The following is a 25,227-nucleotide window of genomic DNA, read 5'->3' on the forward strand; positions in this document are numbered from 1 at the left end:
TGCGCGAGCGCGGCCAAGTCGTCTTCACTTGGCGCCTTGCGTGGGGTCCCTTGCGGCTGATCGCAGAGAGTCAAATGAAACCCCTTACTTCCCGAGTCGTTCTCGCGCTGGGCGACTCATTTGGAGTGAAGAAATAATGCTCGCGCGGCGCCGACAGGTCAATTCCGGTCAGCGTCAAAGCGCGCTTATAATTGCGCGATGAAGTCGTCAATCTTTGCAAAAAAAGCACTTGGATCAACGGCTTCTCCTCTGCTGAGGCGCGCAAGCGCCGCCCGACGACGCGGCGAGTGCGGCGTCGAATAGTCGCGAACCGCTTGCAGCCATCCAAGACCGTCGAGCGGATCGACATAGTCGATCGCGTCGCCGCCGACTTCGCGGAAGGCCTCGATGTCGGAGGCGACGACGGGCGTTCCCGCCGCAAGCGCTTCGGCGACGGGCAAACCGAAGCCTTCTGCGAAAGAGGGCATGAGCAGCGCACGGGCGCCGGCAAGCAGGCTACGCAGTCCCGGCGTGGAAAGCCCGCCTGCCTCAATGACGTGAGGGCGCAAGGCGGCGCTTCGTTCCAGCATTTCGATCGCGGCGGCGCTGAGCCAGCCCCGCTTGCCGACGATGATGAGCTTCGGCGGAGCGGGATCTCGCGCCAACACACGCCAGACGTTCAGCAACGTCGAAAGATTCTTGCGCGGTTCGATCGTGCCGCAAACAACGAAATAGTTGACGCCGTCAAGCGCCGCCGGCGGCTCGGCGCGCGAAGAAAAGACCGGCGATACGGGCAAGCGGGCGACGCAGATCGGAAGTTCCGGCCTTCCGCATTCAGCGGCGAATTGACGAAGGCGCCCGGCGACGGCTTGCGAACCGACGACGGCGCCTGCGCCGTAGCGGCAGACATTGCTCATGCGTCTGGGGTGCAGCATCGCTTCTCTCGCGCGAAAGAACTCCGGCGCCTCAATCGGAAGGAGGTCGTGGACGAAGAAGACAGGCTTTATATCCGGCCGCGCTGTGAGCCAGCGCACATACCAGCTTCGATCGACGAGAAATTGCGTGACGTTGAAATAGATCGCGCCGTGCGGCGCCTCGCGCGTTGGCCTTCCAAGATAAGGCGCCCAACGCCGCATCGCATGCCAGTTCCGCTCAAGGAAAGAGAGAGTCGGCGCTCTTTTGACGCGCGTCATCGCGGCCTGAGCCGAGCCGTTGGACAGAAGCGCCGCGACGACGGCGCGATAGACGTCGTCCTGTCCGGCGTCGCTGTCTTCGCGCCAGAGACTTTCGACGCCTTCGATTGTCTCGAGCGCGCTGTCGGGGTCGGCAAGGCGCGGGCCGACCGCCGTGCAAATGAGCGCCCCTCGCTGGCCTTGGTCGCGCGCAAGAAAATGCCTGGCGAGCGCGAAATCGACGCGATCAATGCCATTCGGCGCCGCATTCAGCGCGCGTGTCACGATCCGCGTGACGTCATAGATGACGGGGCTGCGCGCCGCGTCAGTCGCCCTCGCCGTCAGTTGCGGCACTTCGTCTCGTCCAAACGACATCGCCACATCTCTATCGCGTCATTGGCCTCTCGAACGGCGCGTTCCGTCTCTCGTTCGAGACACTCGCGATAGCGAAAAACCATTTTCGTAAAGAGCTGCATCTCCTCGTCGCACGCGGCCATCGCCAATGCGGCGGCGGATGTCTCGATGCAGGTGGGGCGTGACGGCGGCGCGCAATAGGTGAAGCCGCGCATGGCTTGCGCGGCGAGCGGCTGCGCAGGCGTCAGGAAAGCAGCCGCGGTCGCAAGCGCCGCGCTGCACATGCTCATCCCGGAGAGCCGCATCGAACCCACGCCGGTTCTAAGAGCGTCTCCCGATCACATGCAATCATGTGATCGATAAGGCATCGCTCAAAGTCAAAATGCTGGAGCAGGATCTTATCGAAAAAATCGGTCACCTTTTTTGGAACCTGCTCTACGCGCCGCGGCTGGCGAACCAACGCACCGCATCCGCCACCGCATCGGCTGGCGGCCGCGTCTTGTAGCCAAGCGTGCGGCGCGCCTTGGAATCGTCGAAGAACATGCGTTTCCCTGAAAGCCGCAAGCTCTCCCGATTGAGAAACGGCTCCGAACCGGCGAAGCGCGCGACGATTTCATTGGCGTAGGCGAGCGGCATGAGCGGCCAGCGCGGCAATTTCGCCCATGGCGGCGGCCGCCCCGTGATGCGCGATATTTCAACGAGCAGGTCGCGCAAAGTCAGATTCTCGCCTCCAAGAATATAGCGCTCGCCGATCTCGCCGACTTTCATCGCGGCGACGTGGCCTGCGGCGACGTCCTCCACATGAACGATGTTGAGGCCAGTGTCGACATAGGCCGGCATGCCGCCGCGCATCGCCTCGCAGACAATCCTGCCGGTTGGCGTCGGCCGGACGTCGCCGGAGCCAAGCGGCGCAGAGGGGCACACGATGACGGCAGGCAGTCCTTCATCCCGGATCATGCCTTCGACCAGCCGCTCGGAAAGGACTTTGCTGAGCTTGTACGCGCCGATCGCCCGTTCTGGAACCAACCGGTTGGATTCAGTGCAGGGCGCCGAATCGGGATCAAGCGTCGCGACGCTGCTCGTATGCACGACGCGCTGCACGCCGGCCCGCAGCGCCTCGCGCATGACGATCTCCGTCCCGCTCACATTGACGCGCATCACCGGTTCTGGATCGGGAGCCCAAAGGCGATAATTCGCTGCAAGGTGAAAGAGAGAGGAGACGCCGGCCATGGCGCGCCGGACGCTCTCGCGATCAGTGACGTCGCCTTCGACGATCTCGCAATCCGACGGCACATTGCCGCGCGGACTCGATCCCCGCAGGAGCGCGCGTACGCAGAATCCTTCCGCCAGCAAATGTCGCGCGACGGCGCCGCCGATGAACCCGCTAGCGCCCGTGACCAGTACCGTTCCGCGAGAACCCATGCCCCTTCCCTGCCCCAGCGCCAGCGTCCCCAAAGAACTCAGGCTCCTTCGCTTCTCTTTGCTGATGGAATCGACCGACCTTGCCGCTTCACGGAAAACGGGCGGCGACCCACTGAAGTCTGGATCGCGCCATGCGCCCGTCAGCGGCCGTCAGTTCGTGGCAGGCTCTATCAAGCTCTGATCATCCACGTCCAACATGGATGGCTCCAACATGGATGACTCGTGCGCCGCCAATACTGGTTGAAGCGATTCCACGAATTCGCGCTCCTCGCGCTGCATCCGCGTAAGATCCTTCTGTATGACGACGACGAAACCGAGGAAGGTCAACCCCGACAGGCCGCCAATCACGATATCCAGCACCGCGAAGCCATAAGCCTGCCCCGTCACAACGCTGGGTCCGAGCAAGGCCGCCAAAAGCGCCCAACACGCGACGAGGAGTCGAAACTCCGTCGCGCCCATGCCGCCATAAGACAGCCGGTGCACCCGCTCCGTGACGACCCTCAGATAGGTGTAGGAACTCATCAGAAGATAGAGCGAGAGCACCAGCAGCGACGAGCCGACCGTGAAATAAGGCGATACGCCGAGGCCGACGACGATCAGAGTCTGAGCGATGAGATCGGACGAATGGTCGATGAAGTAGCCATAATGCGGCCGTTCGATTGATCGATGCCGCGCCAGCGTGCCATCGAGAGAATCGCCGAACCAGTTGAGAAACAGGCCTCCAACGACCAGGACGAGAAATCCGTTGGACCAGTGACAACCAATGAAGCCGAGCAGAGTCAGGCCCGCGCCGCACAATCCGATCGCTGTTAGATGATCCGGGGTCGCCCAGTCTGGCAAACGCCGCACCAAAGCCAACAGCACAGCGCGCTCTTTGAGCGCGAGAAAACTTTGGTTGATGCGCTGATTGGCCACGACAACCCCTCAAAAGCGTTCAACAAGTCAGCGTCTGCGCAATTCCCGACGACGCTCAAGCGAACAACCGATCATATCCCAGCCATGTTACGGATGAAACAGGCAAAACGATGACATATTCAGAACTTAACCGGCATTAACCCAAAATCAAAAGCTGTAATGCACCGGCATTTTTGGTCTCGATTGCGAAGCAAGCATTGTGCCTATCAGTACAAAACTCGGGTGACGGCGACGCCCTGAACTGCGGGTTGCCCAAGAGTGCCGACGAGTTGCATCAGCTTGCTGATGTCGGAGAACGGCGCGTTGCTGACGTAAAGAATGTCTTTGTCGCGAATGGCGAAGCGTCGCGCCGCGAACAGCGCTGCGGGTTCGCGGAGATTGAGATGATAGGCGACCGGCACCAGGCCAAGCGAAAGCAGACGCGGCGGGACCTGCGGATATTCACGCGCGAGACTTGCCGGCTCGTAGCGCAGAATGAAAACCCCGTCGGGGTCGGCGCGTGAATCAGTCAGGCCGCCCGCCCTGCCGATCGCCTCTTCGAGCGTGATTCCGCGCGCGTCGAATGCCACGACGGCGTTGGCGCCGGTCGCGCCCATGACGGTAAAGGTCTGCGGCGTGCGCTCGACGGTCAATATGTCGCCCGGTCGCAAATAGATGTCTTCGCGAGGGTTGACGAGCAGCGCTTGAATGGGCGCCCGCGCCGTGCGGTTGCCGCGCGTCAAGGTCACGAAGGTTTCGTGGACGGGCGAGCGATAGCCGCCGGCCGCGGCGATAACGTCCATGATGCGATCGCCGCCGAGCGTGAGCGGAACGCGCGAACCATTGGAGACTTCGCCGGTGACCGTGACGGCGTTGGTGATGTTGCGAGTCACATTGACCACGACCTGCGGTTCAATCGCCTTGCCGCGAAGCCGCTCAATGATGGCCGACTCGACTTCCTGCTGATTGCGGCCAGCGACTTGGATGCGGCCGGCGTAGGGCACGGTGACCGAACCGTCGCGCCCGACCATCTGGTCCGGAATCGCGGCGGATCGAGATCCAGGGCTCATCCGATCCGACACGGACGAGGAGAACAATCCGCCGGAAGCGGCCTCCCAAACCGTGATTTGAACCGAGTCGCCGATTCCGATCGCCTGGGCGGCGGCAGGCCGGTAATCGCCAAAGTAGCCCCTCAACGTCGGCGGCGCACGGCGGGCGAGCACGCCCAGCGAATTTGCGTCGATCTCGACGAGCCCGAAGCTCGGCTCCGGCGTCGTCAAGGTCGGCGCCACGCTCTCCACAATGTCCTTGCGAGACGGACCTGCGGCGGGAAAAATCGAGCACCCCGCCAGCTGCAATCCGAGAGCGAGCGCGAGGCAGAGCCGCAGCGGGGGGATGAATGCAATCGTCAAAGTCGCTCCAATATGCGCCCGCCGGCGCGAATTATTAAAACAGAAGAGGGAGCCTCCCAGAGACGCCGGGAGCTTGTGCGGGCATAGGCAATATGCCGGCTATATGGCGGAAATGCCACCAGTTTTCCGAATGATCGTAAAAATTTTACCAAAGCGTGCGGATGGTTAATTAAACTCGAGAATCGCCGCTTTTCAATCAGCTTCCTCGAATGTTCTCAGCGAGAGCGCGCGAACGCGGGCGTCTGGGAGACGCTCGAAGTCGGTCGCGTTGTGGCGCCGGCCTTCGGCGCCGCGAAACACGAAAACGCCGCCTCGCGTCACGATCAGATCGTTGTAGCGCAGGGTGGGATCGTCAAGGACCGCCATGAGCGGCTCCAAAGAGGTCGGCGCGCCAATCTGCGTTGGCCTTTCGACGCGCAGCTCGGATTCCGCGCGCGCGGCGAAGGCTTCATAGCGCTGCCTCGCCGCTTCGACTTTCAGACGCCAGGCCGTATCGGTCGCGGGCGCGTCTCTCGCTTCAAGAGCTGAAACAGCAAGGGAGCCGGCGCGTGCGCTGGCGCCTGCCCCAACGGCTCCAAGCAGAATTCCAATGACTGTCATTGTCAGGAAAGCGGGGCGCATGAAAGTAAATGCGCTCGCTTGGCGAAAGTTCCGCGCCTGCGTCGGCGCGACTATTCGTCTCTGCTTTGCGCCGCGGAAGCGGACGCGGCCGCGATCCGGCGCCCGTCCTTGAAGAGCTTGCCGAACAGGCCGAGGACCGCCACCAGCGCCAGCCCGATCACCGCGACGTCGATCGCCGGCAGGGGATCGTGCTGACTTGCGGGAACGCCGAGCGCGATCGCGGCAAAAGGCCAAAAGGCCAGAAGTATACGGAACTCCGTCACGCCCAGACCGATGTAGGCCATCTGCTGAACGTGGCGCGTCGCGGCGCGAATGTAGCCATAGGAGGAGAATAGCAAATAGCAGACGAGCACCGCCGCAGCAGCGCGCAGCGTCAGAAACGGCGAGAATCCGTAGGCGGCGATGAGCAGTATGTGCGAGAAGAGTTCAGAAACGTGATGCGACATGCCGGCGCCCGGCAGTTCGCCGCCGCGCAGCCGCGCAAGCGGAAGATCCGTCGTCAGGCCGAACCAGTTGATGAACATCGCCGGCGGCACGAGCCAGACCAACTCAGGCCACGAGCGGCAGCCGACCAGCGCAGCCGCAGCGAGCGCCGCGCCGACCGCGCCGATCATCGACAGATGCGCAGGCGTGATCCAACGTGGCTCGGCGCGCGCCATGCGTTGGACCAGGCGTTGTTCCGCGGCATAGAGGAAGCTCTGCCCGCGCCCGGGTGAACCGCCAAATAGCCGATTGGCCACCTCGCCAAAATTCATGCGCGCACGCCCTTAATTCTACGTGTCGGAAACGGCGCCGCAGCCGTCGACAATCTCAACATGCTGAAATCTACGCGCTTGCGGCGCTACTGCAAGTCGCCGATGATCTAGGGCCCTGGCGCCGCATTCAATCTGTCTCAGAAAATTCCCTCAAAACTTTGGCAGAGTTCGGCAGCGAGCCGATCCGGAGACCCTTATGTCGGAAAAGATCATCGTGTCGAGGGATCGCGGGGTGCTGCGCCTGCTGATGAACCGCCCCGAAAAGAAGAACGCTCTTGATCGCGATATGTATCGCGCATTGACCGCCGCTCTCGAAGCGTCGGCCGGCGACGAGACGGTGCGCGCCGTCGTCTTTTCCGGCGCCGGCGGGAATTTTACAGCCGGCAATGATCTCGCCGACTTTCGCGACTTTGCGCCTGACGCAGAGACGTTTCCCGCGCTGACCTTCGTTCGCGCGGCGGCGGCCTTCGAGAAGCCGCTCGTCGCCGCCGTCAGCGGCGACGCCGTTGGAATCGGCGCAACCCTGCTCTTCCATTGCGACCTCGTTTACGCCAGCCCAGAGGCGCGTTTCAAAATGCCGTTCATCGATCTCGCGCTGCCGCCGGAGGGTGGCGCCAGCCTGCTGGTCGCACAGCGGTTCGGAATGGCCAAAGCGTCCCAATATCTCCTGCTCGGCGAGAGTTTCGACGGCGCGGAAGCCCTCCGTCTCGGCCTTGTCAACGCTCTCGCCTCCCCGGAAGACGTCCTCGACCTCGCGATGGAGGCCGCGCGCCGCCTGGCGGCGAAACCCCACGAAGCGCTTCTCGCGGCGCGGCGGCTGATGCGCGGCGAGCCGAAGCACATACTGGCGCGCATCGACGCGGAAGCCGCGCTTTTCGCCAAGGCGCTGACGTCGCCCGAAGCGCGCGAGCGCTTCGCCGCCTTTTTCGCTTCGAAGTCGCGTTAGCCTTCAGCGCGGCGCGACCTGCGCCGCTTGCGTTGCGAACGCGCTTCTCCCAAATAATAGGTCGGACATACGCGCCCGCGCCGACAAAGGGCGGGCGCTCACATGGGCTGATGGGAAAATTATGCGCGATCCTTACGACGTTCTCGGCGTGCCCAAGTCGGCGAGTCACGCCGAAATCAAGAAGGCCTATCGCCAGCTCGCCAAGAAATTCCACCCCGACCGCAACAAGGACGACACGAAAGCCAAGGAGCGATTCACGGAAATCAACTCCGCCTATGAAATCGTCGGCGATGAGACGAAGAAGGCGCAGTTCGACAAGGGCGAGATCGGTCCGGACGGGAAACCCCGCTTCACCGGCTTCGAAGGTTTCGGCGCGGGCGGCGGCGCTGGTCCGGGCGGCTTCACCCGCGGCTGGCGAACGGGCGGCGCTCCTGGCGGCGGCGCGCCCGGCGGCGATCAGCATTTCGAGTTTCACTTCGGCAATGAGGCGCCCGGGGGCGGCGGGCGCGCGGGCTTCGACCCTTCGGACCTCTTCGCCGATCTCTTTGGCGCCGGCGGACGCCGTCGCGCCGGCCCGCAGCCGACCCGTGGCGACGACGTCGTCGCCACCGCCACCGTGCCGCTGGAAACGGTCGCGCACGGCGGCTCGGCGCGAGTCATTCTGCCCAGCGGACGCACGCTGGAAGTCAAAATTCCGGCGGGAATCGAAGACGGCAAGCAGATCCGGCTGCGCGGCCAGGGCCAGCCCGGCTCCATGGGGGGCGAACCCGGCGACGCGCTGATCACCGTGAAGGTCGCGCCCCATCCGCACTTCAAGCTGGATGGCCGCGATTTGCGGCTGGAGCTGCCGGTCACTGTTTATGAAGCCGCGCTCGGCGGACGCGTCGAGACCCCGACGCTGGATGGCAAGGTGGAGCTAAGCATTCCTCCGCACTCCAATAGCGGGCGCGTGCTGCGGCTGCGCGGCAAAGGCCTTCCGGCGACCGACGGCAAAATAGCCGGCGACCTCTATGTCTCGCTGAGGATCATGCTGCCGGAAACGGCGTCGAGCGATCTCGACGCGCGGATGCGCGAGTGGCGCGACGCGCAGCCCTATGATCCGCGCGCCAAAATGTCTTGAGGTCCTCGATTATTTGACCTCGGCGGGCGTCGTCGCGACTGCGGCGGCGGCCGCCTCGGCGGCGGCCTGCATCACGTCGGGCGCCAAGGCGCCAACGAGCACGAAGGCGAAGCCGCCAGCACGCCATTCTATGACCGAAACGCCTTGGCCGCGCTGGCCCGCCGGCGCGGCCAGGGCCTCCGCCCGCTCGAAATAAAGACCAACCCGCCCGCCATCGTCGCGCTCATAGACGAGAAACGCCGCCGGCGCCGCGACGCCGGGCGCGACGCGTCCGCCAAGCAGCCGCAATCCGACGCCGCTCAAATCCGGCAGGCGTGAAAACCCCACGCGCTCCTGAAGCCACGCGAGAAGTTCGCCGCGCCGGCTGGCCTCGACCTCCACGGGTCGCGGGTCAAGAATGTAGGTCGCGTAGGTCAAGCCGGCCCGTGCGGCATAGCTCGTGGCGGCGATGGCGCGCGTCGTCGGACTTTGCGCCGGGGGCCGGCTTGCCAGAAACAGCAACGCCGCCGCGGCGACGGCCGCTCCGGCGATGAGCGTCAGCAGCGTCGACGCGAGCGCCTGGCGCCGGCGGCTGGCGCGAATTTCATCGAGCTTGCGCGTCGGACGCGGCGCCGCGCCGGGTCGCCCCCAATGGATGGCGCCGGTTTCGATCGGCCCCTGACCGGCGGGCGGGGCCGGCGGGCGGGCGGCCGCCTCCCGCAGCGACGGAGGCGGCGTCTCGAGCGCCACCGGCTCGAAAGCGGCGCGCAGCGCCGCATTCTGTCGCCGCCAGCCTTCAACGAGCGCGGCGTCCTCGGGATGCTGCAGGAGATGGTCTTCGACCTTGCGCCGCCGCTCGGGGTCGAGTTCGCCATCGACGAGGGCGTGCAAATCGGCTTCTTCGATCAGGGCCGAGGGCGTCATCGGCGCTACTTCACGACCCGCAGATGCGAAGCGGCGCGGCGGGCGCCCTCCGACGACGCGACGGGCCGCAAACCCTCGGCGCCGAGCGTCGCGCGGGCGCGCATCAGACGCGCCAGCGCCGTTTCCCGGCTCGCGCCGACGATGCGCGCGGAGGCGTCATAGCCGAAGCCCTCGAGCGAAACGAGCAGCAGCATGGCGCGCTCGTCGAAGCAAAGACTTGCAAGCCCATGTACGACCGGCGGGGGGCGCGACGCTGGACCTGGCGCATCTGCGAGCTTTTTCTGAGCCAGCGCGACGAGCGCCGCATAGGCTTCGATTCGCGCTTCGGCGAGATCGGCGGGGCGCAGCTCGCGGGATCGGATCCGCGCGCCGACCGACTGCAGCGCGCTTTGCACCAGATCGTCGGCGATGGCGGGACCCGCGCCGGCGCAGAGCGCGCGCGCATAGCGTCTCAGGGCCGGAGTCGCTCCGCCCAGATCCGCTATGATATCGGCTCTTCTGCCCATGCGGCCCGCTCCGCTCGGTCTTCTCGCCAGTCTGCGAAGCCAATGACGTTTCCTATCGAATGATAGGGCATCGCCGCGCGATTGGCTATGCTTGGCCGCTCCGGCGCGTGCGATTTCACATCCGCCGCCGCCTGTGGCGCGAGGGTTTCCTTTGCGCCCAAAGCACGCTAAACGGCGCGAGCCGCCGAGCCCTTCTTTGCCCAGGATATAGACACGCATGACACAGCAAGCTGCGCCTGCCGCCCTTTTCGCCGGATTGCTCAAGGGCAAGAAGGGGCTCATCCTGGGCGTCGCCAATAATCGCTCGATCGCCTGGGGCATCGCCAAGGCCTGCGCCGACGCCGGCGCCGAAATCGCGCTCACCTATCAGATCGAAGCGCTGGAAAAGCGCGTGCGGCCGCTGGCGGCGGACATCGGCGCGACGGTCGTCGGGCGCTGCGACGTCGCCGAGCCGGAGACGATGGACGCCGTCTTCGCCGAGATCGAGAAGCTTTGGGGCCGGCTCGATTTCGTCGTGCACTGCCTCGCCTATTCCGACAAGGACCAGCTCGACGGGCGCTATGTCGAGACGACGCTGGAAAACTTCCAGATGTCGCTGAACATCTCCTGCTACTCCTTCACCGCGATCGCGCAGCGCGCCGAGAAGCTGATGACGGACGGCGGCTCGCTCTTGACGCTCACCTATTACGGCGCCGAGAAATGGATGCCGCATTACAATGTGATGGGCGTGGCGAAGGCGGCGCTCGAGGCGTCGGTGCGCTATCTCGCCGCCGATCTCGGCGTCAAAAACATTCGCGTCAACGCGATTTCGGCCGGGCCGATCAAGACGATGGCGGCCTCGGGCATCGGCGACTTCCGCTACATCCTGCGCTGGAACGAATATAATTCGCCGCTGCGCCGCGTCGTGACGATCGAGGAAGTCGGCGAGACGGCGGTCTATCTGCTGTCGCCGATGGCGCGCGGCGTTTCGGGCGAAGTGCTGCATGTCGACGCCGGCTATCATGTCGTGGGCATGATGAATCCGAGCGCGGCGCCGAAAATGGCGGATCTGCTGGCGCTGCTGCCGCAGCAGAAGTGAGGGAATTCGCCGCGTCTTGCCCGCGCTTGTCGCGGGCATCCACGCCGAGCAGAAAAATCCTTTCAGCGCTTTGGCCAAGTCGCTAGAATTGGCCTATGACGAAACTGCTTGAACAGGCCTTCGAGGCGGCCCGTAATCTTCCCCCCGCCATGCAGGACGACATGGCCCGCGTCATCATGGCGATGACGGGCGACGAGCTGCCGGTCGTGCAGCTCACGGCTGAGGAAGAAGCCTCGTTTGACGAATCTCTGGCGCAGGCCGAGCGCGGCGAGTTTGCGACAGACGATCAGATTCGGGCCATCTGGGCGAAGCATGGGCTGTGAAGCTCCGCTATACGCTTCGCGCGGCCACAGAACTCGAAGAAGTTCTTTCTTTCATTGATGTACGCTCGCCACAGGGGGCACGCAGCGTCAAAAGCCGAATTCAGGCGATGACGGCTCTCCTCTTGCAGCATCCGCAAGCGGGCCATCTGACCAGCAAAAGCGGCATTCGGCGCATGGTCGTCTATCCATACCCCTATCTGATTTTCTATCGCGCCACAGAAACCGAGATTATTATTCACGGCGTACGCCACAGCGCCCGCCGCCCCTCGCCGCCGAAGTCCGAGGAATGAATCTCCTACCCCGTCGGCTCCGCAAATCCCCGTTGCCGTAGCAGCGGCTCCACCGTCGGCATCCGCCCGCGAAAGGCCACATAGGCGTCCGCCGCGTCCTGCTTGCCACCTGCGGCGTAGATGTGATCGCGCAGGCGCTGCGCGACCTCGGGCGCGAAGGGGTCGCCCGTCTCCTTGAAGGCCTCGAAAGCGTCGGCGTCGAGCGTTTCGGCCCAGAGATAGCTGTAATAGCCCGCCGAATAACCGTCGCCGGAGAAGATATGCGAGAAATGCGGCAGGCGGTGCCGCATGACGATTTCCGGCGGCATGGAAATCCGCGCGAGGCTGTCCGCCTCGAAGGCGCCAGCGTCGAAATCCGGCCCGACGCTTTGCGCGTGAATGTCGAGATCGACATGGGCCGAGGCGCAGAACTCGACCGTCGCGAAGCCCTGATTGAAATGGCGCGCGGCGGTGATGCGCGCGACGAGATCATCGGGAATGGGCGCGCCCGTTTCGGCATGACGCGCGAATTTTTTCAGCACCGCCGGCTCCAGCAGCCAGTGCTCGTAAAGCTGCGAAGGCAGCTCGACGAAATCGCGCGCGACATTGGTGCCCGCGACCGAAGGATAGGTCACGTCGGACAGCATGCCGTGCAAGCCATGGCCGAATTCGTGGAACAGCGTGCGGGCGTCGTCGAGGCTGAGCAGCGTCGGGGCGCCGTCGGCGCCTTTGGTGAAATTCATCACATTGACGATGATCGGCCTGGTTTCGCCAGCGAGCTTGTGCTGCGCGCGGAATTCCGACATCCAGGCGCCGCCCCGCTTCGACGGCCGCGCAAAATAATCGGCGAGGAACAGCGCGACATGCTTGCCGTTGCTGTCCAGCACATCGAAGGCGCGCACATCCGGATGGTAGAGCGGCAGGCCCTTCTGCTCGACGAAGCGCAGGCCGAAGAGTTTTTGCGCGACGTCGAACGCCGCGGCGATCATGTTGTCGAGCATAAAGTAGGGACGCAGCGCGGCCTGATCGAGATCGTAGCGCTTCGCGCGCACGCGCTCGGCGTAATAGCGCCTGTCATGCGCCGCGACGGTGAAATTCGCGCCCTCTTCTTCGACCATCGCCTGGATCAGCGCGCGCTCCTCGGCGGCGCGCGTCAGCGCCGGCGCCCAGACGCGACCGATCAGTTCGCGCACGGCGGCCGGCGTCTTCGCCATCGTGTCGTCGAGTTTGAACGCGGCGAAACTGTCGAAGCCGAGCAGCTTCGCGCGCTCTTCGCGCAATTGCAGGATTTCGCGGATGAGCGGGCGGTTGTCGGTCGCGCCCGCATTCTCGCCGCGGCTCGCGAAGGCGCGAAACACCGTTTCGCGCAGATCGCGCCGCGTCGAGCTTTGCAGAAAGACTTCAGCGCTGGAGCGCGACAGCGTCACGCCATATTTGCCGGGAGATCCACGCTCCGCCGCGATGCGCGCGGCGGCGGCGCGAAAGTCCGGCGAGAGGCCGTCGAGATCGCTTTCGTCGAGCAGCAGCAGCCATGACGATTCATCGGCCAGCACATTCTGCGAAAACTGCGTCGAGAGGCCCGCCAGCCGTTCAAGGATCGCCTTGAGGCGCGCCTTGTCGACGTCGTTCAGCTTCGCGCCGGCGCGCACGGAGTTCTTGTAGGTCAGCTCGAGAACGCGGCGCTGCTCCGGCGTCAAATCGATGGCCCCGCGCGTCTCGTAAAGCGCTTCGATCCGGCGAAACAGCCCGGGGTTCATGGAGATGTCGCTGGAGTGACGCGAAAAGGCGCCGGCCATATCGCGCTCGATCGCCTGCAACTCAGGCGTCGTGTCTGTGGTGGTGAGATTCCAAAACACCGCGCCGACGTCGGTCAGAAGGCGCCCGCTGCGCTCCAGCGCGCCGATGACATTGTCGAAGGTCGGCGGCGACGGGTCGTTGGCGATGCCGTCGATTTCCGCCTTGTGCTCGGCGAAAGCCGTTTCGAACGCCTCGCGAAAGTGCGCGGGCTCAATCGCATTGAAAGGCGGCAGACGGAACGGGCCGCTCCAGGCCGTAAGGAGAGGGTTATCCATGACAGTCTCTTCGCAAAATGCCGACCAGCGGCGGCGTGGCCGGCCGTTACACCCCCGCGGGCTTGCCCACCACCGTCACCAGCAGATCGCCGTCGCCGAGGAGCCGCTTCGCGCCGCGCTGACAATCCTCCATCGTCACCGCGGCGATTCGGCCATTGCGTTCGTCAAGGAAGCTCGGCTCGAACCCATCGAGCTGCAGATTGACGAGCTGGCTCGCGATCTTCGTCGAGGTGTCAAAGCGCAGCGCATAGGAGCCGATGAGGAATTTCTTGGCCTTATCCAATTCGTCTTCGGTCGGACCGTCGGCGACGAAGTTTCTGAACTCTTCCTGGATCACGCCGATCGCTTCGCCGGCGCGCTCGTTCTTGGTCGCAGCGGCGCCGATCAACATCGGGCAATGGTCATATTCGTTGAGATGCGAATAGACCGAATAGGCCATGCCGCGCTTTTCGCGCACCTCGCGGAACAGCCGCGACGTGAAGGTGCCGCCGCCCAGAATGTGATTGGCGACGACGACGGCGTAATAGTCGGGATCGTGCTTGGTGATCGACGGGCGTCCGAAACGGATCGTCGATTGCGGCACGTCGAGTTCGACGACTTGGCGCATGCCGACATTGGCGACTTCAATCTCCGGGACGGGCGCGAGATCGTTTTGCAGCGCGAGGCCGCCGAACGTCGCGTCAAGGAGTTCCGAAAGCCGCGTCGCGTCGATCGCGCCGACGACGCCGATCTTGAGATCGCGTCTCGCGAAGAGCCGCTCGCGCAGGGCGATGAGGTCTTCGCGCGTGAGCGTGTCGATCGACGCAAGATCGCCGCGCACCGGGCGCCCATAGGGATGGTTCGGGAAGGCCGCTTCGCGGAAAGCTTTCGACGCCATCGAGTCGGGGTCATTGGCGTCGCGCTTCAATTCCGCGGCGAGTTGGCTGCGCACGCGCGCGACGTCGCCGGCTTCGAGCCGCGCGTCGTTGAGCGCGAGCTTTAAGAGGCCGAACGCCTTGTCGACATTGCGCGAGAGAGTCTGCAAATGGCCCGAGATCGCGTCGCGATCGGCGCCAAAGCCAATATGAATCGCGAGATCGTCGATGGCGCGATGGAAGCCGCGCGCGTCATAAGGGCCGGCGCCTTCATCGAGCGTCGACGCGAGCAGCGTCGCCAGTCCGGGCTTCTCGCGAGGATCCTGCGACGCGCCGCCGGGAATCGCGAATTCGAGCGCGACGAGCGGCACGGCGTGGCTCTCTACGAGCCAGGCCTCAAGGCCGGCCGGCGTCGTGATCCGCTGCACATGTTCGGCGCGGGAGGCGATGGTGACGATGGGCGCGTGAGCGGTCATTTCAGTTCCTAACGGAGGTCGGCGGTAGGTCTTGGGCAGTCGAGTTAGGCGTCGGCTTTACGCCGACAACCTGACGCGATCGCCGTCTCAGGCCGGAAGCAGAAAGCCCGTAACGGCCCTGCGCTTGTCGAGCCATTTGCGCGCGGCGTTTTGCACGTCGTCGGCCGTCACCTTCTCCATGCGCTCGGGCCAGGCGACGACGTCGTCGATGGTGAGGCCGGTGGCCAGCGCCTCGCCATACCAGCGGGCAAGCGAGGCCTGGCTATCCTGCGCGTAGATGGCGTCGGCGATCAGCCGGGTCTTGGCGCGCTGCAAATGCTCCGCGTCGATCGGCTCTTCGGCGAAGCGTCGCAGCACGCGATCGATCGCGACGTCGAGATCCTGGAGCGAAACATCCGGCGCGGGCGTCGCATAGACCCAAAGCCGCGTATCGTCGACGGCGGAGCCCATGTAATATGCGCCGGCGCCGACCGCGACCTGCTCTTCGACGACCAGCGTATCATAGAGCGCGCTCGTTGCTCCGCCGCCGAGCATATAAGCGAGCGTCTCCAGCGCCTCGGCTTCGCCGGGCTGGGCGGTGCTGTAGGACGGCACGAGATAGACCTGCTCATGCGCCGGCTGCTCGACCTTCTCATCGCGCAGCGTCACCAGACGGTGGGCGCGGTGCGGCGGCTCCTGCGCGCGGGCGCGCCGCGGCGGCGCGGCCTGCGCGGGAACCTTGCCGTAGGTGTCCTTGGCGAGACGTTCGACCTCGTCGGCCTCAACGTCGCCGGCGACGATCAGGATGGCGTTTTCCGGCGTATAGAAGCGTTGATAATAGGCGAGCGCATGCGCGCGACCCAGCCCCTCGATCTCGTGATTCCAGCCGATGATCGGGATGCCGTAGGGATGATGGGCGAAGAGCGCCGCCTGTACGGCCTCGTCGAGCTGCGCCGACGGATCGCTGTCCGTGCGCATGCGGCGCTCTTCAAGCACCACGTCGCGTTCCGGATCGACGACGTCGTCGGTCAGGACCAGATTGCGCATGCGATCGGCCTCGAACGCCATCAGCGTGGCGAGATGCTCCTTGCCGATGCGCTGGAAATAGGCCGTGTAATCGTAGCTGGTGAAGGCGTTCTCCTGGCCGCCGAGTTCGGCGACAAGATTAGAGAATTCGCCCTGCGGATGCTCCGCCGTGCCCTTGAACATCAGATGTTCAAGAAAATGCGCGATGCCCGACTGGCCCAGCGGGTCGTCGGCGGCGCCGTTTTTATACCAGACCATATGCGTGACGACAGGCGTTCGCGCGTCAGGGATGACGACGACTTCCATGCCGTTGTCGAGCGTGAAGCTCGTAATGCTCGCGCGCGCAGGCCCCGGCGCGGCTGCCCCGGGCGCAAGCGAAACGGCTGACGCCTTCGTCTCAAATGACATGAACGGCCTTTCCCGCGGCGTCCGCGCCGCGTCTCGGAGAGTGTCTCTCCTATATAGGCCGTAATTTAATTCTTGTCGTTGTCCGAGCTACCGCGCAGGAATTGCGGCATGACGGCGCTGAAATTGGAGAGCATATCGCCGCCTCGCGTGTCCGAGGCGGCGGCGCTGTAGGCGCCGGTCGCATGGGCCCCGCCGCCTCGCATGTCTGGGGCGGCGGGGTTGGCGGCCGAGGCGCTGGCGGCGGGTTTATCCGCGCCGCCCCGTCCCCAGCTCAACGGGTTCCACCAGGAGCTCTTCTTGGCGACTTCTGTCTCGCGCAGATTATTGAGGTCCTGCGTTGGCCGACGGTAGCCGGGAGGCGGCTCCGTCAGCATGACGCGGCTCGGCTCCTCGACGGCGGGCGCGGGCGGTTCAGCGCCTGATCCAAAGGAAAGCACCCGCGCAAACACCCCCGGGCGCGGCGCCTCCGGCGGCGCGTTCGGCACCCGGGCGTAGCGGTTGACGTTACGGCGCCGCTCGGCCGATAGCTCGGCGGGCCATTCGCCCGACCGGGCGCCCCGCTCGCGCGGCGGCGGGAGGTCGCCGGCGCTCGGCGGCAAGACGAGCTTGGGCCGTTCGCTATAATCGATTTTGCCGGCGCCCTCGTCCGAAGACGCGCCGACCATCTCCATCATCGCCGACCATGTGGATTTGTCGTCACCGGCCAGAGCTGGCGCGGCCTGGACCGCCGCGAGACCGGCGAGAGCGTAAAGGGCGCAGCGCTGCGACTGAGCAAGCTTCATCTGTCGGACTCCATTCGGGCTCCGGTTATATGCGGCTACATGGACGCGACTTATTGGCGATTTAGTGGCGAAGGCTGGGCCACGCTCGACCAGAGCGCAATCAGGTTTCGGCGCGCCGCTCCTGGGGCAGGAAAAACCCCTCAATGACCAGCAGCGCCACGCCCGCCGTAATGAAGACATCGGCGAGGTTAAACACGTAGTTAGCCAAAGGTCCGACGGGCAGGCTGGTGTGCAGGTAGAAGAAATCGGCGACCGCCCCCCGGGTGATGCGGTCGGCGGCGTTGCCGAGCGCGCCGCCGATGATCAATCCCAGCGCCACAGCCGTCGCGCGGCTTTCCGTGCGCACCATCCAGATCGCCAGTCCAGCGATGATCGCGCCCTGCATCGTCAACAGCGCGAGGCGGGTCAAGGTTTCGTGGGCAGGAAATAACGAATAGGAGACGCCATAGTTCCAGGACAGCAAGACGTCGAGGAACGGCGTAAGGCTCATCGGCGGCCGGGCGGCGACGTCAAATATATTCAGCATCCAGAATTTATGCGCCTGGTCGAACGCCAGAGCGGCGAGCGCCGCGGCAAGGCCGAGCGCGCGGGGGGAAAGTCTGCCAGACAAGCGTGATCTCCATGACGCCAACGCATCATTAATGCGGATCAATGCGAAAAAGAAAGCGCCCGCGCTCATGCGACGAGATCACTGGGCGACAATGATCGGTCCTTCCGGCTTGGGCCCAATCGTCAGGCCGCGCTGTAGCTGAACGACAACAGAACCGAAAAATTCTGCGCCTGCCCCCAACTTGACAGCGCTTGGCCTCGCCCATATCTGTGTGGCGCCTGTTGGCACTCATCTCACGCGAGTGCCAACAAGCCTTCGCATATCCCTTTTTGGCGGGCCGAACCCGTCAGGTCAGAAAAGGAAAGATTCACAATGACGTTCCGTCCCCTCCACGACCGCGTCGTGGTCAAGCGACTCGAAGGCGAGGAAAAAACCAAAGGCGGCATCATCATTCCGGACACCGCGAAAGAGAAGCCGCAAGAGGGCAAGGTCATTTCCGTCGGCCCCGGCGCTCGCGACGAAAACGGCAAGCTGAACCCGCTAGACGTGAAGTCCGGCGACCGCGTGCTCTTCGGCAAATGGTCCGGCACCGAAGTCAAGATCGACGGCGACGACCTGCTCATCATGAAGGAAAGCGACATCCTCGGCATCGTCGACTGACTCGACGCCGCCGTTCGCTTCCAACCCCCAGGAGAATTGTAAATGGCTGCAAAAGACGTCCGTTTCTCCACTGACGCCCGCGATCGCATTCTGCGCGGCGTCGAAATCCTCAACAACGCCGTTAAGGTCACACTTGGTCCCAAGGGCCGCAACGTCGTGATCGAGAAGTCCTTCGGCGCGCCGCGCATCACCAAGGACGGCGTCACCGTCGCTAAGGAAATCGAGCTTGCCGACAAGTTCGAAAATCTCGGCGCCCAGCTCGTCCGCGAAGTCGCCTCCAAGCAGAACGACCTCGCTGGCGACGGCACCACCACCGCAACCGTTCTTGCCGCCTCGATTGCCCGTGAAGGCGCGAAGGCTGTCGCCGCCGGCCTCAACCCCATGGATCTGAAGCGTGGCGTCGACCTCGCCGTTGACGCCATCGTCGCCGATCTCAAAGCGCATTCGAAGAAGGTCACTTCGAACGACGAGATCGCCCAGGTCGGCAAGATTTCGGCCAATGGCGACGACTTCATCGGCCAGGAAATCGCCAAGGCGATGCAGAAGGTCGGCAATGAAGGCGTCATCACGGTCGAGGAGGCGAAGAGCCTCGAGACCGAGACCGACATCGTCGAGGGCATGCAGTTCGATCGCGGCTATCTCTCGCCCTATTTCATCACCAACGCCGAGAAGATGATCGCCGAACTCGACGATCCCTACATTCTCATCCACGAGAAGAAGCTGTCGACTCTGCAGCCGTTGCTGCCGATCCTCGAGGCGGTGGTGCAGACCGGCAAGCCGCTGCTCATCGTCGCTGAGGACATCGAAGGCGAAGCGCTGGCGACCCTCGTCGTCAACAAGCTGCGCGGCGGCCTGAAGATCGCCGCCGTCAAGGCGCCCGGCTTCGGCGATCGCCGCAAGGCGATGCTCGAAGACATCGCCATCCTCACCGGCGGCGAGTTGATCGCCGAGGACCTCGGCATCAAGCTCGAGAACGTCACGCTCGCCATGCTCGGCCGCGCCAAGCGCGTGCGCATCGAGAAGGAGAACACGACGATCATCGACGGCGCCGGCGAGAAGAAGGACATCGAGGCGCGCATCGCCCAGATCAAAGGACAGATCGAGGAGACGACCTCGGACTACGACCGCGAAAAGCTCCAGGAGCGTCTGGCGAAGCTCGCGGGCGGCGTCGCGGTGATCCGCGTCGGCGGCGCGACCGAGGTCGAAGTCAAGGAGAAGAAGGACCGCGTCGACGACGCCCTCAACGCCACTCGCGCGGCGGTCGAGGAAGGCGTGTCGCCGGGCGGCGGCGTGGCGCTGCTGCGCGCCATCAAGGCGCTCGACAGCGTCAAGGTCGGCAATCCTGACCAGCAGACCGGCGTCGACATCGTCCGCAAGGCGATCCAGGCGCCGGCGCGCCAGATCGTCGACAACGCCGGCGGCGACGGCGCCGTGGTGGTCGGCAAGCTGCTCGAAGCCACCGAATACGGCTACGGCTTCGACGCGCAGAAGGGCGAGTATGGCGATCTGATGAAGCTCGGCATCATCGACCCGACCAAGGTCGTGCGCACCGCGCTGCAGGACGCCGCGTCGATCGCCGGTCTGATCATCACCACCGAGGCGACGATCACCGAAGCGCCAAAGAAGGAAGGCCCGCCGGCGATGCCGGGCGGCGGCGGCATGGGCGGCATGGACTTTTAAAGTCCGCGCGCTCCGTGAACAAAAAAAGCCCCGGGCGAAAATCCGGGGCTTTTTTGCGTGCCGGTCTCATTGAGCGGTTACGGACCCGCCGTTCCGGGCGCGGTGATCTGCGCATGTCTCTTCGCGAGGATCTGCGCCGGGGTGATGTTCGCGGTCGCGACCTGCAATTTGTTGCGCCAGCCGCTGATGATCTCTGCGTCGCCGCGCATCATCGCCTCAAAGCCATCGATCGCCACTTCTTGCGCGGACGCCTTTTGAGACCGTCCGACCTTCGTGTCCATCAGATCGGCGCGCTCGAAGAAATCGGTCGCGGTCACTCCCGGCATGAGGCAGGTGACGGTGACGCCCGAATCCTTGAGTTCCTCGCGCAGCGCGAAGCAGAAGCTGTTGAGAAAAGACTTCGTCGCGTTGTAAACGGCCTGATACGACCCCGGAATGAAGCCGGCGATGGAGCCGGTGACCAGAATGCGTCCCGCGCCGCGCGCCCGCATGTCTCGCGCGACCTTGTGAAGCAGATAAATCGTGCCGGTGATATTCGTGTCGAGCACATGCCGCTCGGCCGAGAAGTCTTGATCGAGAAAGCCGCGACCCAACCCGTGTCCGGCGTTGGCGAGAAGCGCGGCGATCGGGCGTCCGTCAGCCGCGGCGCATAACCGGTCGACGCCATCCGTTGTGGAGAGGTCAGTTTCAACCTCGGTCACATTTGCCCCAAGCTCCCGAAACCGAGCGGCTGCGCCATGAATTTCGGGGCGATCGGCCGCGATCACCAGATCAAAGCCCCGCCGTGCGCAGATCAGGGCGAGTTCGTAGCCAATCCCGGACGAAGCCCCCGTCACCACGGCGAGCGGTTCCTGCGAAGTCTGGTTCATTTTCACGTCAGCGGCGCCGCGCGAAGCCGACGCCGATGCTCCTACAGCCGACCTTCTGTCAGGCGGCCTTTCGGTTGATCCGCCCTTCGGCGAGCGACGAGAGCTTTTTGTCCGCGTTCTTTTCTTCGGCGAGCGTTTCCGCGAGAAGCTGCGCGCAGTCCTCGCGGCCAAGCTCCTTCGCCCAGGCGACCAATGTGCCATAGCGCGTGATTTCATAATGCTCGACGGCCTGAGCGCTCGCGATCAGCGCGGCGTCCAGCACTTCATTGTCGGCGGTTTCGCCCGAGACCTCATCGGCCTCTTCGAGGATGCCGTCGATCGCCGGGCAGTTGACGCCCTTGGGAGTCACGCCATGCAGCTCGAACACTTTCTCGAGCCGGCGCACCTGATTTTCCGTCTCGCCAAGGTGCTGCTCGAACGCTTCTCTCAGCCGCGGATCGGAGGCCTTCTCGACCATATCGGGCAGCGCTTTCAGGATCTGGTTTTCAGCGTAGTAGATGTCGCGCAGCGTGTGCACGAACAGATCGTCGATCGTCTTGATGTCCTTGGAAAAGAGACCCATCGTCCCGCTCCGGTTTTTGCGATGTGGGGAGCCCGCGGGCCGCAGGCGTGCAGTGGAACGCCGCCGATGCGCGAATGTTCCCCCTGCAGGCGGAGAGGCGCGCCTGAACTCCCAAAGGTCCGCGCTCGGCTCGGCCGCGCCTGCCCTGCGCGTCGGGTCGCCGCAGCTTTCCGAAGCTTCAAGCCGTTGCCCTATGGCTTCCGCTCGTTTAGCATCAGCTTCGCACGCGGGGTCACGCGCGCGTCAGCAAGAATCGGGAGGAGCGAAATGGCGAGCTTGCGCACGCCGGCGGAGTCGAACGGCGACTGGGCCGAGCATCTAAGGACCTACAATACATTCTTGTTGCTGCTGAAGATCGGCGCGGCAAGCACCGCGGTCCTGCTGCTCCTGCTGTATTTCTTCGTCGCGCGCTAGGTTCAGAGCCTCCGCTTTTTGCCGCTGTCGGCGACGCTGGCGGCGACGGTTTTTCCACAACCGGAGTTCGTTATGCGCATCGCCGTATTGGCTGAAACGGATAAATCCGAGCCGCGCGTCGCGGCCACACCCGAGACCGTCAAGAAATTCATCGGGCTGGGCGCCGACGTCGTGGTCGAGGCCGGCGCGGGCGCCGTCGCCGGCTTCTCCGACAGCGACTACGCCGCCGCCGGCGCGACGATCGCCGATGATGCGGCGGCGGCGCTGACTGGCGCCGACGTCGCGCTGCGCGTGCGCCGTCCTTCGGCGGCGGAGCTTCGCGGCGCAAAACCCAATCTCGCGGTGATCGCGATCATGGATCCCTTTGGCGCGGGGGCTCAGCTTGCCGATCTCGCCAAGAGCGGCGCGATCGCTTTCGCCATGGAGCTCATGCCGCGCATCACGCGGGCGCAAACCATGGACGTGCTGTCGTCCCAGGCCAATCTCGCCGGCTATCGCGCCGTCATTGACGCGATGGCCGAATATGGCCGCTCCTTTCCGATGATGATGACCGCCGCCGGAACCGTCCCGGCGGCGAAAGTCTTTATAATGGGCGTCGGCGTCGCCGGTCTGCAGGCGATCGCCACGGCGCGGCGCATGGGCGCGATCGTCACCGCCACCGACGTGCGGCCGGCGACGAAGGAGCAGGTCGAATCGCTCGGCGCGAAATTCATCGCCGTCGAGAACGAAGAGTTCAAACAGGCCGAGACCTCCGGCGGCTACGCCAAGGAGATGTCGCCCGAATATCAGAAGGCGCAGGCCGAACTCGTCGCTGCGCACATCGCCAAGCAGGACATCGTCATCACCACGGCGCTGATTCCCGGCCGGCCCGCGCCCAAGCTCATCTCGGCGGAGATGGTGCGCTCCATGCGGCCTGGCTCGGTCATCGTCGATCTTGCGGCCGAACGCGGCGGCAATTGCGAATTGACCAAGCCCGGCGAAACCGTGGTCGTCGACGGCGTCAAGATCCTTGGCGCGCTCAATCTCGCCGGCCGCATGGCGTCGACGGCGTCGAGCCTCTACGCCAAAAATCTGCTGGCCTTCGTCGAGACGCTCGTTTCGAAGGACACCAAGCAGCTCGCCATCAATTGGGAAGACGAACTGGTGAAGGCGACCGCGCTGACCCGCGACGGCGCCGTGGTCGACGAGCGTTTTAAATAGCCGCCTGCGCGCATATCAAACTAAGGGGCGTTAAGCGATGACCGACTCTACGCAACAATTGCTCGAGAAGGCGCAGGCGGCGGCCGAGGCCGCCCGCCACCTGGCCGAACAGGCGCAACACTATTCGGACGAACTCGCACACACGGCCGCCGCGGCGGCGGCGCACGGGCTGGCCGGCGGCGCGATTGATCCTTTCGTCTTCCGCGTGGCGATCTTCGCCATGGCGGTCTTTGTCGGCTATTACGTCGTCTGGTCGGTGACGCCGGCGCTGCATACGCCGCTGATGTCGGTCACGAACGCGATTTCCTCCGTCATCATCGTCGGCGCGCTGCTCGCGGCAGGCGTCGAAGGCATGACCGCCGCTGAGGCTTCGGGCTCCTGGTGGGCGAACGCCTTCGGTTTCATCGCGGTCATTCTCGCCAGCGTGAACATCTTCGGCGGCTTCCTCGTCACCGAACGCATGCTCTCCATGTACAAGAAGAAGGGCTGAGGCCATGAGCGCCAATATCGCAGCCCTTCTCTATCTCGTCGCCGGCGTGCTGTTCATCTTCGCGCTGCGCGGCCTCTCCTCGCCCGCCACCTCTCGCGAGGGCAATCGCTATGGCATGATCGGCATGGCGATCGCCGTGGCGACGACGCTGCTGACGCATTTCCCCTCCTTCGGCGGCCTGCTGATGATCGTGATCGGCGTCGCCATCGGCGGCGGCGCGGGCGCTTTCATCGCCCAGCGCGTTCCGATGACGAAGATGCCCGAACTTGTCGCGGGCTTCCACGCGCTGGTCGGCTTGGCGGCGGTGCTTGTCGCGGCCGGCGCCTTTTTCGCGCCGCGCGCCTTCGGCATCGGCGACGCGAATGATATTCACGCCGGCAGCCTCGTCGAAATGTCGCTCGGCGCGGCGATCGGCGCGATCACCTTCACCGGATCGATCATCGCCTTTCTAAAGCTTTCCGAACGCATGACCGGCAAGCCGATCCTGCTGCCGGAACGCCATACCATCAACATTATGCTTGGCGTCTCCCTGCTGGCGTTGACGGCGCTCTTCGTCGGCACGCAGAGCGGCGTCTGGCTGTTCCTGCTGATTCTCGCCTCCTTCGCGCTGGGCGTGACGCTGATCATTCCGATCGGCGGCGCCGACATGCCGGTGGTCGTCTCCATGCTCAACTCCTATTCGGGTTGGGCGGCGGCCGGCATCGGCTTCACGCTGGGCAATCTCGCGCTGATCATCACCGGCGCGCTTGTCGGCTCGTCGGGCGCGATCCTCTCCTACATCATGTGCAAGGGGATGAACCGCAGCTTCATCTCCGTCATTCTCGGCGGCTTCGGCGGCGAGGTGGCGGGGCCCGCTGGCGGCAAGGAGACGCGCAACGTCAAGCAGGGCTCGGCGGAAGACGCCGCCTACATCATGCAGAACGCCGGCAAGATCATCATCGTGCCGGGATATGGCATGGCGGTCGCGCAGGCGCAGCATGCGCTGCGCGAAATGGCCGACATGCTCAAGGAGGAAGGCGTCGACATCAAATACGCCATCCATCCGGTCGCGGGCCGCATGCCGGGCCATATGAATGTGCTGCTCGCCGAAGCCAATGTGCCCTATGACGAAGTGTTCGAGCTCGAAGACATCAACTCCGAATTCGGACAGGCGGACGTCGCCTTCGTCATCGGCGCCAACGACGTGACCAACCCCGCCGCCAAGACCGATAAGACGTCGGCGATCTATGGCATGCCGATTCTCGACGTCGAAAAGGCGAAGACGGTTCTATTCCTGAAACGCGGCATGGGCTCTGGCTACGCCGGCGTCGAGAACGAGCTGTTCTTTCGGCCCAATACGATGATGCTGTTCGGCGACGCCAAGAAGACCGTCGAGTCGATCGTCAAGTCGCTGGCGCACTAACGTCTCTTCAACGACCCGAAACAAAACGCCCGGGAGTTTCTCCCGGGCG

General features: G+C 64.4%; 27 protein-coding genes. 11 read left to right on the forward strand and 16 right to left on the reverse strand.

Annotation, left to right across the window (positions count from 1 at the left end; all coding sequences use genetic code 11):
• Positions 1 to 185: 185 nt before the first annotated feature.
• The 7 genes from IYX23_RS14730 to IYX23_RS14760 form a co-directional block, all read right to left on the reverse strand.
• A complete protein-coding gene (locus IYX23_RS14730; RefSeq protein WP_210330659.1) occupies positions 186 to 1,526 on the reverse strand; it encodes a glycosyltransferase family 1 protein in 1,341 nt (446 codons plus the stop codon).
• Positions 1,493 to 1,795 (reverse strand): hypothetical protein, encoded by a 303-nt coding sequence (locus tag IYX23_RS14735; RefSeq protein WP_196393725.1) that lies wholly within the window; start codon positions 1,793 to 1,795, stop codon positions 1,493 to 1,495. Before IYX23_RS14735 ends, IYX23_RS14730 begins: the two co-directional genes overlap by 34 nt.
• Positions 1,796 to 1,940: 145 nt before the next feature.
• Positions 1,941 to 2,927 carry a hopanoid-associated sugar epimerase gene (hpnA, locus tag IYX23_RS14740; RefSeq protein ID WP_196393724.1) on the reverse strand — a complete coding sequence of 329 codons (987 nt, stop codon included), beginning with the start codon at positions 2,925 to 2,927 and terminating at the stop codon, positions 1,941 to 1,943.
• Positions 2,928 to 3,077: 150 nt separating this feature from the next.
• A complete protein-coding gene (locus IYX23_RS14745) occupies positions 3,078 to 3,842 on the reverse strand; it encodes a CDP-alcohol phosphatidyltransferase family protein (RefSeq protein ID WP_196393723.1) in 765 nt (254 codons plus the stop codon).
• 206 nt (positions 3,843 to 4,048) lie between these two features.
• Entirely contained in the window at positions 4,049 to 5,233 is a 1,185-nt protein-coding gene (locus IYX23_RS14750) for a polysaccharide biosynthesis/export family protein (protein WP_246716836.1), read from the reverse strand.
• A gap of 192 nt (positions 5,234 to 5,425) precedes the next feature.
• The gene (locus tag IYX23_RS14755; protein ID WP_196393722.1) at positions 5,426 to 5,833 is read right to left on the reverse strand and encodes a hypothetical protein; all 408 of its coding nucleotides are present in this window, start codon (positions 5,831 to 5,833) and stop codon (positions 5,426 to 5,428) included.
• A 71-nt stretch (positions 5,834 to 5,904) separates the two neighbouring features.
• On the reverse strand, positions 5,905 to 6,609 hold the full coding sequence (locus IYX23_RS14760; RefSeq protein WP_196393721.1) for a hypothetical protein: 705 nt from the start codon (positions 6,607 to 6,609) through the stop codon (positions 5,905 to 5,907).
• 196 nt (positions 6,610 to 6,805) lie between these two features.
• On the opposite strand from IYX23_RS14760, the gene IYX23_RS14765 reads away from it, so the two are divergent.
• Both IYX23_RS14765 and IYX23_RS14770 read left to right on the forward strand, forming a co-directional pair.
• A complete protein-coding gene (locus tag IYX23_RS14765) occupies positions 6,806 to 7,555 on the forward strand; it encodes an enoyl-CoA hydratase-related protein (RefSeq protein ID WP_196393720.1) in 750 nt (249 codons plus the stop codon).
• Between the two features lie 121 nt (positions 7,556 to 7,676).
• Positions 7,677 to 8,675, forward strand: a complete 999-nt coding sequence (locus IYX23_RS14770; RefSeq protein WP_196393719.1) for a J domain-containing protein — start codon at positions 7,677 to 7,679, stop codon at positions 8,673 to 8,675.
• A 9-nt stretch (positions 8,676 to 8,684) separates the two neighbouring features.
• On the opposite strand, the gene IYX23_RS14775 is transcribed toward IYX23_RS14770, so the two are convergent.
• Both IYX23_RS14775 and IYX23_RS14780 read right to left on the reverse strand, forming a co-directional pair.
• Positions 8,685 to 9,578, reverse strand: a complete 894-nt coding sequence (locus IYX23_RS14775; RefSeq protein WP_196393718.1) for an anti-sigma factor — start codon at positions 9,576 to 9,578, stop codon at positions 8,685 to 8,687.
• A gap of 5 nt (positions 9,579 to 9,583) precedes the next feature.
• Complete coding sequence (locus IYX23_RS14780; protein WP_196398858.1) at positions 9,584 to 10,084, reverse strand: RNA polymerase subunit sigma-70; 501 nt, start codon at positions 10,082 to 10,084, stop codon at positions 9,584 to 9,586.
• Positions 10,085 to 10,301: 217 nt separating this feature from the next.
• On the opposite strand from IYX23_RS14780, the gene fabI reads away from it, so the two are divergent.
• The 3 genes from fabI to IYX23_RS14795 all read left to right on the forward strand — a co-directional run bounded on the left by fabI (position 10,302) and on the right by IYX23_RS14795 (position 11,775).
• Positions 10,302 to 11,162, forward strand: a complete 861-nt coding sequence (gene fabI / locus IYX23_RS14785) for an enoyl-ACP reductase FabI (protein WP_196393716.1) — start codon at positions 10,302 to 10,304, stop codon at positions 11,160 to 11,162.
• 95 nt (positions 11,163 to 11,257) lie between these two features.
• Entirely contained in the window at positions 11,258 to 11,485 is a 228-nt protein-coding gene (locus IYX23_RS14790) for a hypothetical protein (protein WP_196393715.1), read from the forward strand.
• Entirely contained in the window at positions 11,482 to 11,775 is a 294-nt protein-coding gene (locus IYX23_RS14795) for a type II toxin-antitoxin system RelE/ParE family toxin (RefSeq protein ID WP_196393714.1), read from the forward strand. The genes IYX23_RS14790 and IYX23_RS14795 overlap by 4 nt, the downstream gene beginning before the upstream one ends.
• Before the next feature lie 5 nt (positions 11,776 to 11,780).
• On the opposite strand, the gene IYX23_RS14800 is transcribed toward IYX23_RS14795, so the two are convergent.
• From IYX23_RS14800 to lspA, 5 genes are all read right to left on the reverse strand, one after another.
• The gene (locus IYX23_RS14800; RefSeq protein WP_196393713.1) at positions 11,781 to 13,826 is read right to left on the reverse strand and encodes a M3 family metallopeptidase; all 2,046 of its coding nucleotides are present in this window, start codon (positions 13,824 to 13,826) and stop codon (positions 11,781 to 11,783) included.
• 46 nt (positions 13,827 to 13,872) lie between these two features.
• On the reverse strand, positions 13,873 to 15,156 hold the full coding sequence (locus IYX23_RS14805) for a pitrilysin family protein (RefSeq protein ID WP_196393712.1): 1,284 nt from the start codon (positions 15,154 to 15,156) through the stop codon (positions 13,873 to 13,875).
• A gap of 87 nt (positions 15,157 to 15,243) precedes the next feature.
• Entirely contained in the window at positions 15,244 to 16,569 is a 1,326-nt protein-coding gene (locus tag IYX23_RS14810) for a pitrilysin family protein (protein ID WP_196393711.1), read from the reverse strand.
• Positions 16,570 to 16,634: 65 nt separating this feature from the next.
• Positions 16,635 to 17,351 carry a hypothetical protein gene (locus IYX23_RS14815; protein WP_196393710.1) on the reverse strand — a complete coding sequence of 239 codons (717 nt, stop codon included), beginning with the start codon at positions 17,349 to 17,351 and terminating at the stop codon, positions 16,635 to 16,637.
• Between the two features lie 100 nt (positions 17,352 to 17,451).
• Positions 17,452 to 17,961, reverse strand: a complete 510-nt coding sequence (gene lspA, locus IYX23_RS14820; RefSeq protein WP_196393709.1) for a signal peptidase II — start codon at positions 17,959 to 17,961, stop codon at positions 17,452 to 17,454.
• A gap of 312 nt (positions 17,962 to 18,273) precedes the next feature.
• Between lspA and groES the strand changes: the two genes are divergently transcribed.
• Entirely contained in the window at positions 18,274 to 18,561 is a 288-nt protein-coding gene (gene groES / locus IYX23_RS14825; protein ID WP_014890807.1) for a co-chaperone GroES, read from the forward strand.
• Positions 18,562 to 18,603: 42 nt separating this feature from the next.
• Positions 18,604 to 20,241 carry a chaperonin GroEL gene (gene groL / locus IYX23_RS14830; RefSeq protein WP_196393708.1) on the forward strand — a complete coding sequence of 546 codons (1,638 nt, stop codon included), beginning with the start codon at positions 18,604 to 18,606 and terminating at the stop codon, positions 20,239 to 20,241.
• 77 nt (positions 20,242 to 20,318) lie between these two features.
• Here the strand turns inward: groL and IYX23_RS14835 are convergent, their stop codons facing one another.
• Both IYX23_RS14835 and IYX23_RS14840 read right to left on the reverse strand, forming a co-directional pair.
• Positions 20,319 to 21,110 carry an SDR family NAD(P)-dependent oxidoreductase gene (locus IYX23_RS14835; RefSeq protein WP_196393707.1) on the reverse strand — a complete coding sequence of 264 codons (792 nt, stop codon included), beginning with the start codon at positions 21,108 to 21,110 and terminating at the stop codon, positions 20,319 to 20,321.
• Between the two features lie 58 nt (positions 21,111 to 21,168).
• A complete protein-coding gene (locus IYX23_RS14840; RefSeq protein WP_196393706.1) occupies positions 21,169 to 21,672 on the reverse strand; it encodes a ferritin-like domain-containing protein in 504 nt (167 codons plus the stop codon).
• Between the two features lie 267 nt (positions 21,673 to 21,939).
• Between IYX23_RS14840 and IYX23_RS14845 the strand changes: the two genes are divergently transcribed.
• The 4 genes from IYX23_RS14845 to IYX23_RS14860 all read left to right on the forward strand — a co-directional run bounded on the left by IYX23_RS14845 (position 21,940) and on the right by IYX23_RS14860 (position 25,178).
• Positions 21,940 to 22,086, forward strand: coding sequence for an aa3-type cytochrome c oxidase subunit IV (locus IYX23_RS14845; RefSeq protein WP_196393705.1), 147 nt, complete (start codon positions 21,940 to 21,942; stop codon positions 22,084 to 22,086).
• A 72-nt stretch (positions 22,087 to 22,158) separates the two neighbouring features.
• Positions 22,159 to 23,286 (forward strand): Re/Si-specific NAD(P)(+) transhydrogenase subunit alpha, encoded by a 1,128-nt coding sequence (locus tag IYX23_RS14850; RefSeq protein ID WP_196393704.1) that lies wholly within the window; start codon positions 22,159 to 22,161, stop codon positions 23,284 to 23,286.
• 37 nt (positions 23,287 to 23,323) lie between these two features.
• Positions 23,324 to 23,776, forward strand: coding sequence for an NAD(P) transhydrogenase subunit alpha (locus IYX23_RS14855; RefSeq protein WP_018406076.1), 453 nt, complete (start codon positions 23,324 to 23,326; stop codon positions 23,774 to 23,776).
• A gap of 4 nt (positions 23,777 to 23,780) precedes the next feature.
• Positions 23,781 to 25,178, forward strand: coding sequence for an NAD(P)(+) transhydrogenase (Re/Si-specific) subunit beta (locus IYX23_RS14860; protein ID WP_196393703.1), 1,398 nt, complete (start codon positions 23,781 to 23,783; stop codon positions 25,176 to 25,178).
• The last annotated feature ends 49 nt before the right edge of the window (positions 25,179 to 25,227 follow it).

The sequence above is a fragment of the Methylocystis sp. L43 genome (genome assembly GCF_015709525.1).
GTDB lineage: Bacteria > Pseudomonadota > Alphaproteobacteria > Rhizobiales > Beijerinckiaceae > Methylocystis.

Bases quoted from the DNA above. Each gene is read 5' to 3' on its own strand.
- IYX23_RS14730 (WP_210330659.1), bottom strand. From the start codon at position 1,526: ATGTCGTTTGGACGAGACGAAGTGCCGCAACTGACGGCGAGGGCGACT.
- IYX23_RS14735 (WP_196393725.1), bottom strand. From the start codon at position 1,795: ATGAGCATGTGCAGCGCGGCGCTTGCGACCGCGGCTGCTTTCCTGACG.
- hpnA (WP_196393724.1), bottom strand. From the start codon at position 2,927: ATGGGTTCTCGCGGAACGGTACTGGTCACGGGCGCTAGCGGGTTCATC.
- IYX23_RS14755 (WP_196393722.1), bottom strand. From the start codon at position 5,833: ATGACAGTCATTGGAATTCTGCTTGGAGCCGTTGGGGCAGGCGCCAGC.
- IYX23_RS14760 (WP_196393721.1), bottom strand. From the start codon at position 6,609: ATGAATTTTGGCGAGGTGGCCAATCGGCTATTTGGCGGTTCACCCGGG.
- IYX23_RS14765 (WP_196393720.1), top strand. From the start codon at position 6,806: ATGTCGGAAAAGATCATCGTGTCGAGGGATCGCGGGGTGCTGCGCCTG.
- IYX23_RS14770 (WP_196393719.1), top strand. From the start codon at position 7,677: ATGCGCGATCCTTACGACGTTCTCGGCGTGCCCAAGTCGGCGAGTCAC.
- IYX23_RS14775 (WP_196393718.1), bottom strand. From the start codon at position 9,578: ATGACGCCCTCGGCCCTGATCGAAGAAGCCGATTTGCACGCCCTCGTC.
- IYX23_RS14780 (WP_196398858.1), bottom strand. From the start codon at position 10,084: ATGGGCAGAAGAGCCGATATCATAGCGGATCTGGGCGGAGCGACTCCG.
- fabI (WP_196393716.1), top strand. From the start codon at position 10,302: ATGACACAGCAAGCTGCGCCTGCCGCCCTTTTCGCCGGATTGCTCAAG.
- IYX23_RS14790 (WP_196393715.1), top strand. From the start codon at position 11,258: ATGACGAAACTGCTTGAACAGGCCTTCGAGGCGGCCCGTAATCTTCCC.
- IYX23_RS14800 (WP_196393713.1), bottom strand. From the start codon at position 13,826: ATGGATAACCCTCTCCTTACGGCCTGGAGCGGCCCGTTCCGTCTGCCG.
- IYX23_RS14805 (WP_196393712.1), bottom strand. From the start codon at position 15,156: ATGACCGCTCACGCGCCCATCGTCACCATCGCCTCCCGCGCCGAACAT.
- IYX23_RS14810 (WP_196393711.1), bottom strand. From the start codon at position 16,569: ATGTCATTTGAGACGAAGGCGTCAGCCGTTTCGCTTGCGCCCGGGGCA.
- IYX23_RS14815 (WP_196393710.1), bottom strand. From the start codon at position 17,351: ATGAAGCTTGCTCAGTCGCAGCGCTGCGCCCTTTACGCTCTCGCCGGT.
- groES (WP_014890807.1), top strand. From the start codon at position 18,274: ATGACGTTCCGTCCCCTCCACGACCGCGTCGTGGTCAAGCGACTCGAA.
- groL (WP_196393708.1), top strand. From the start codon at position 18,604: ATGGCTGCAAAAGACGTCCGTTTCTCCACTGACGCCCGCGATCGCATT.
- IYX23_RS14835 (WP_196393707.1), bottom strand. From the start codon at position 21,110: ATGAACCAGACTTCGCAGGAACCGCTCGCCGTGGTGACGGGGGCTTCG.
- IYX23_RS14840 (WP_196393706.1), bottom strand. From the start codon at position 21,672: ATGGGTCTCTTTTCCAAGGACATCAAGACGATCGACGATCTGTTCGTG.
- IYX23_RS14845 (WP_196393705.1), top strand. From the start codon at position 21,940: ATGGCGAGCTTGCGCACGCCGGCGGAGTCGAACGGCGACTGGGCCGAG.
- IYX23_RS14850 (WP_196393704.1), top strand. From the start codon at position 22,159: ATGCGCATCGCCGTATTGGCTGAAACGGATAAATCCGAGCCGCGCGTC.
- IYX23_RS14855 (WP_018406076.1), top strand. From the start codon at position 23,324: ATGACCGACTCTACGCAACAATTGCTCGAGAAGGCGCAGGCGGCGGCC.
- IYX23_RS14860 (WP_196393703.1), top strand. From the start codon at position 23,781: ATGAGCGCCAATATCGCAGCCCTTCTCTATCTCGTCGCCGGCGTGCTG.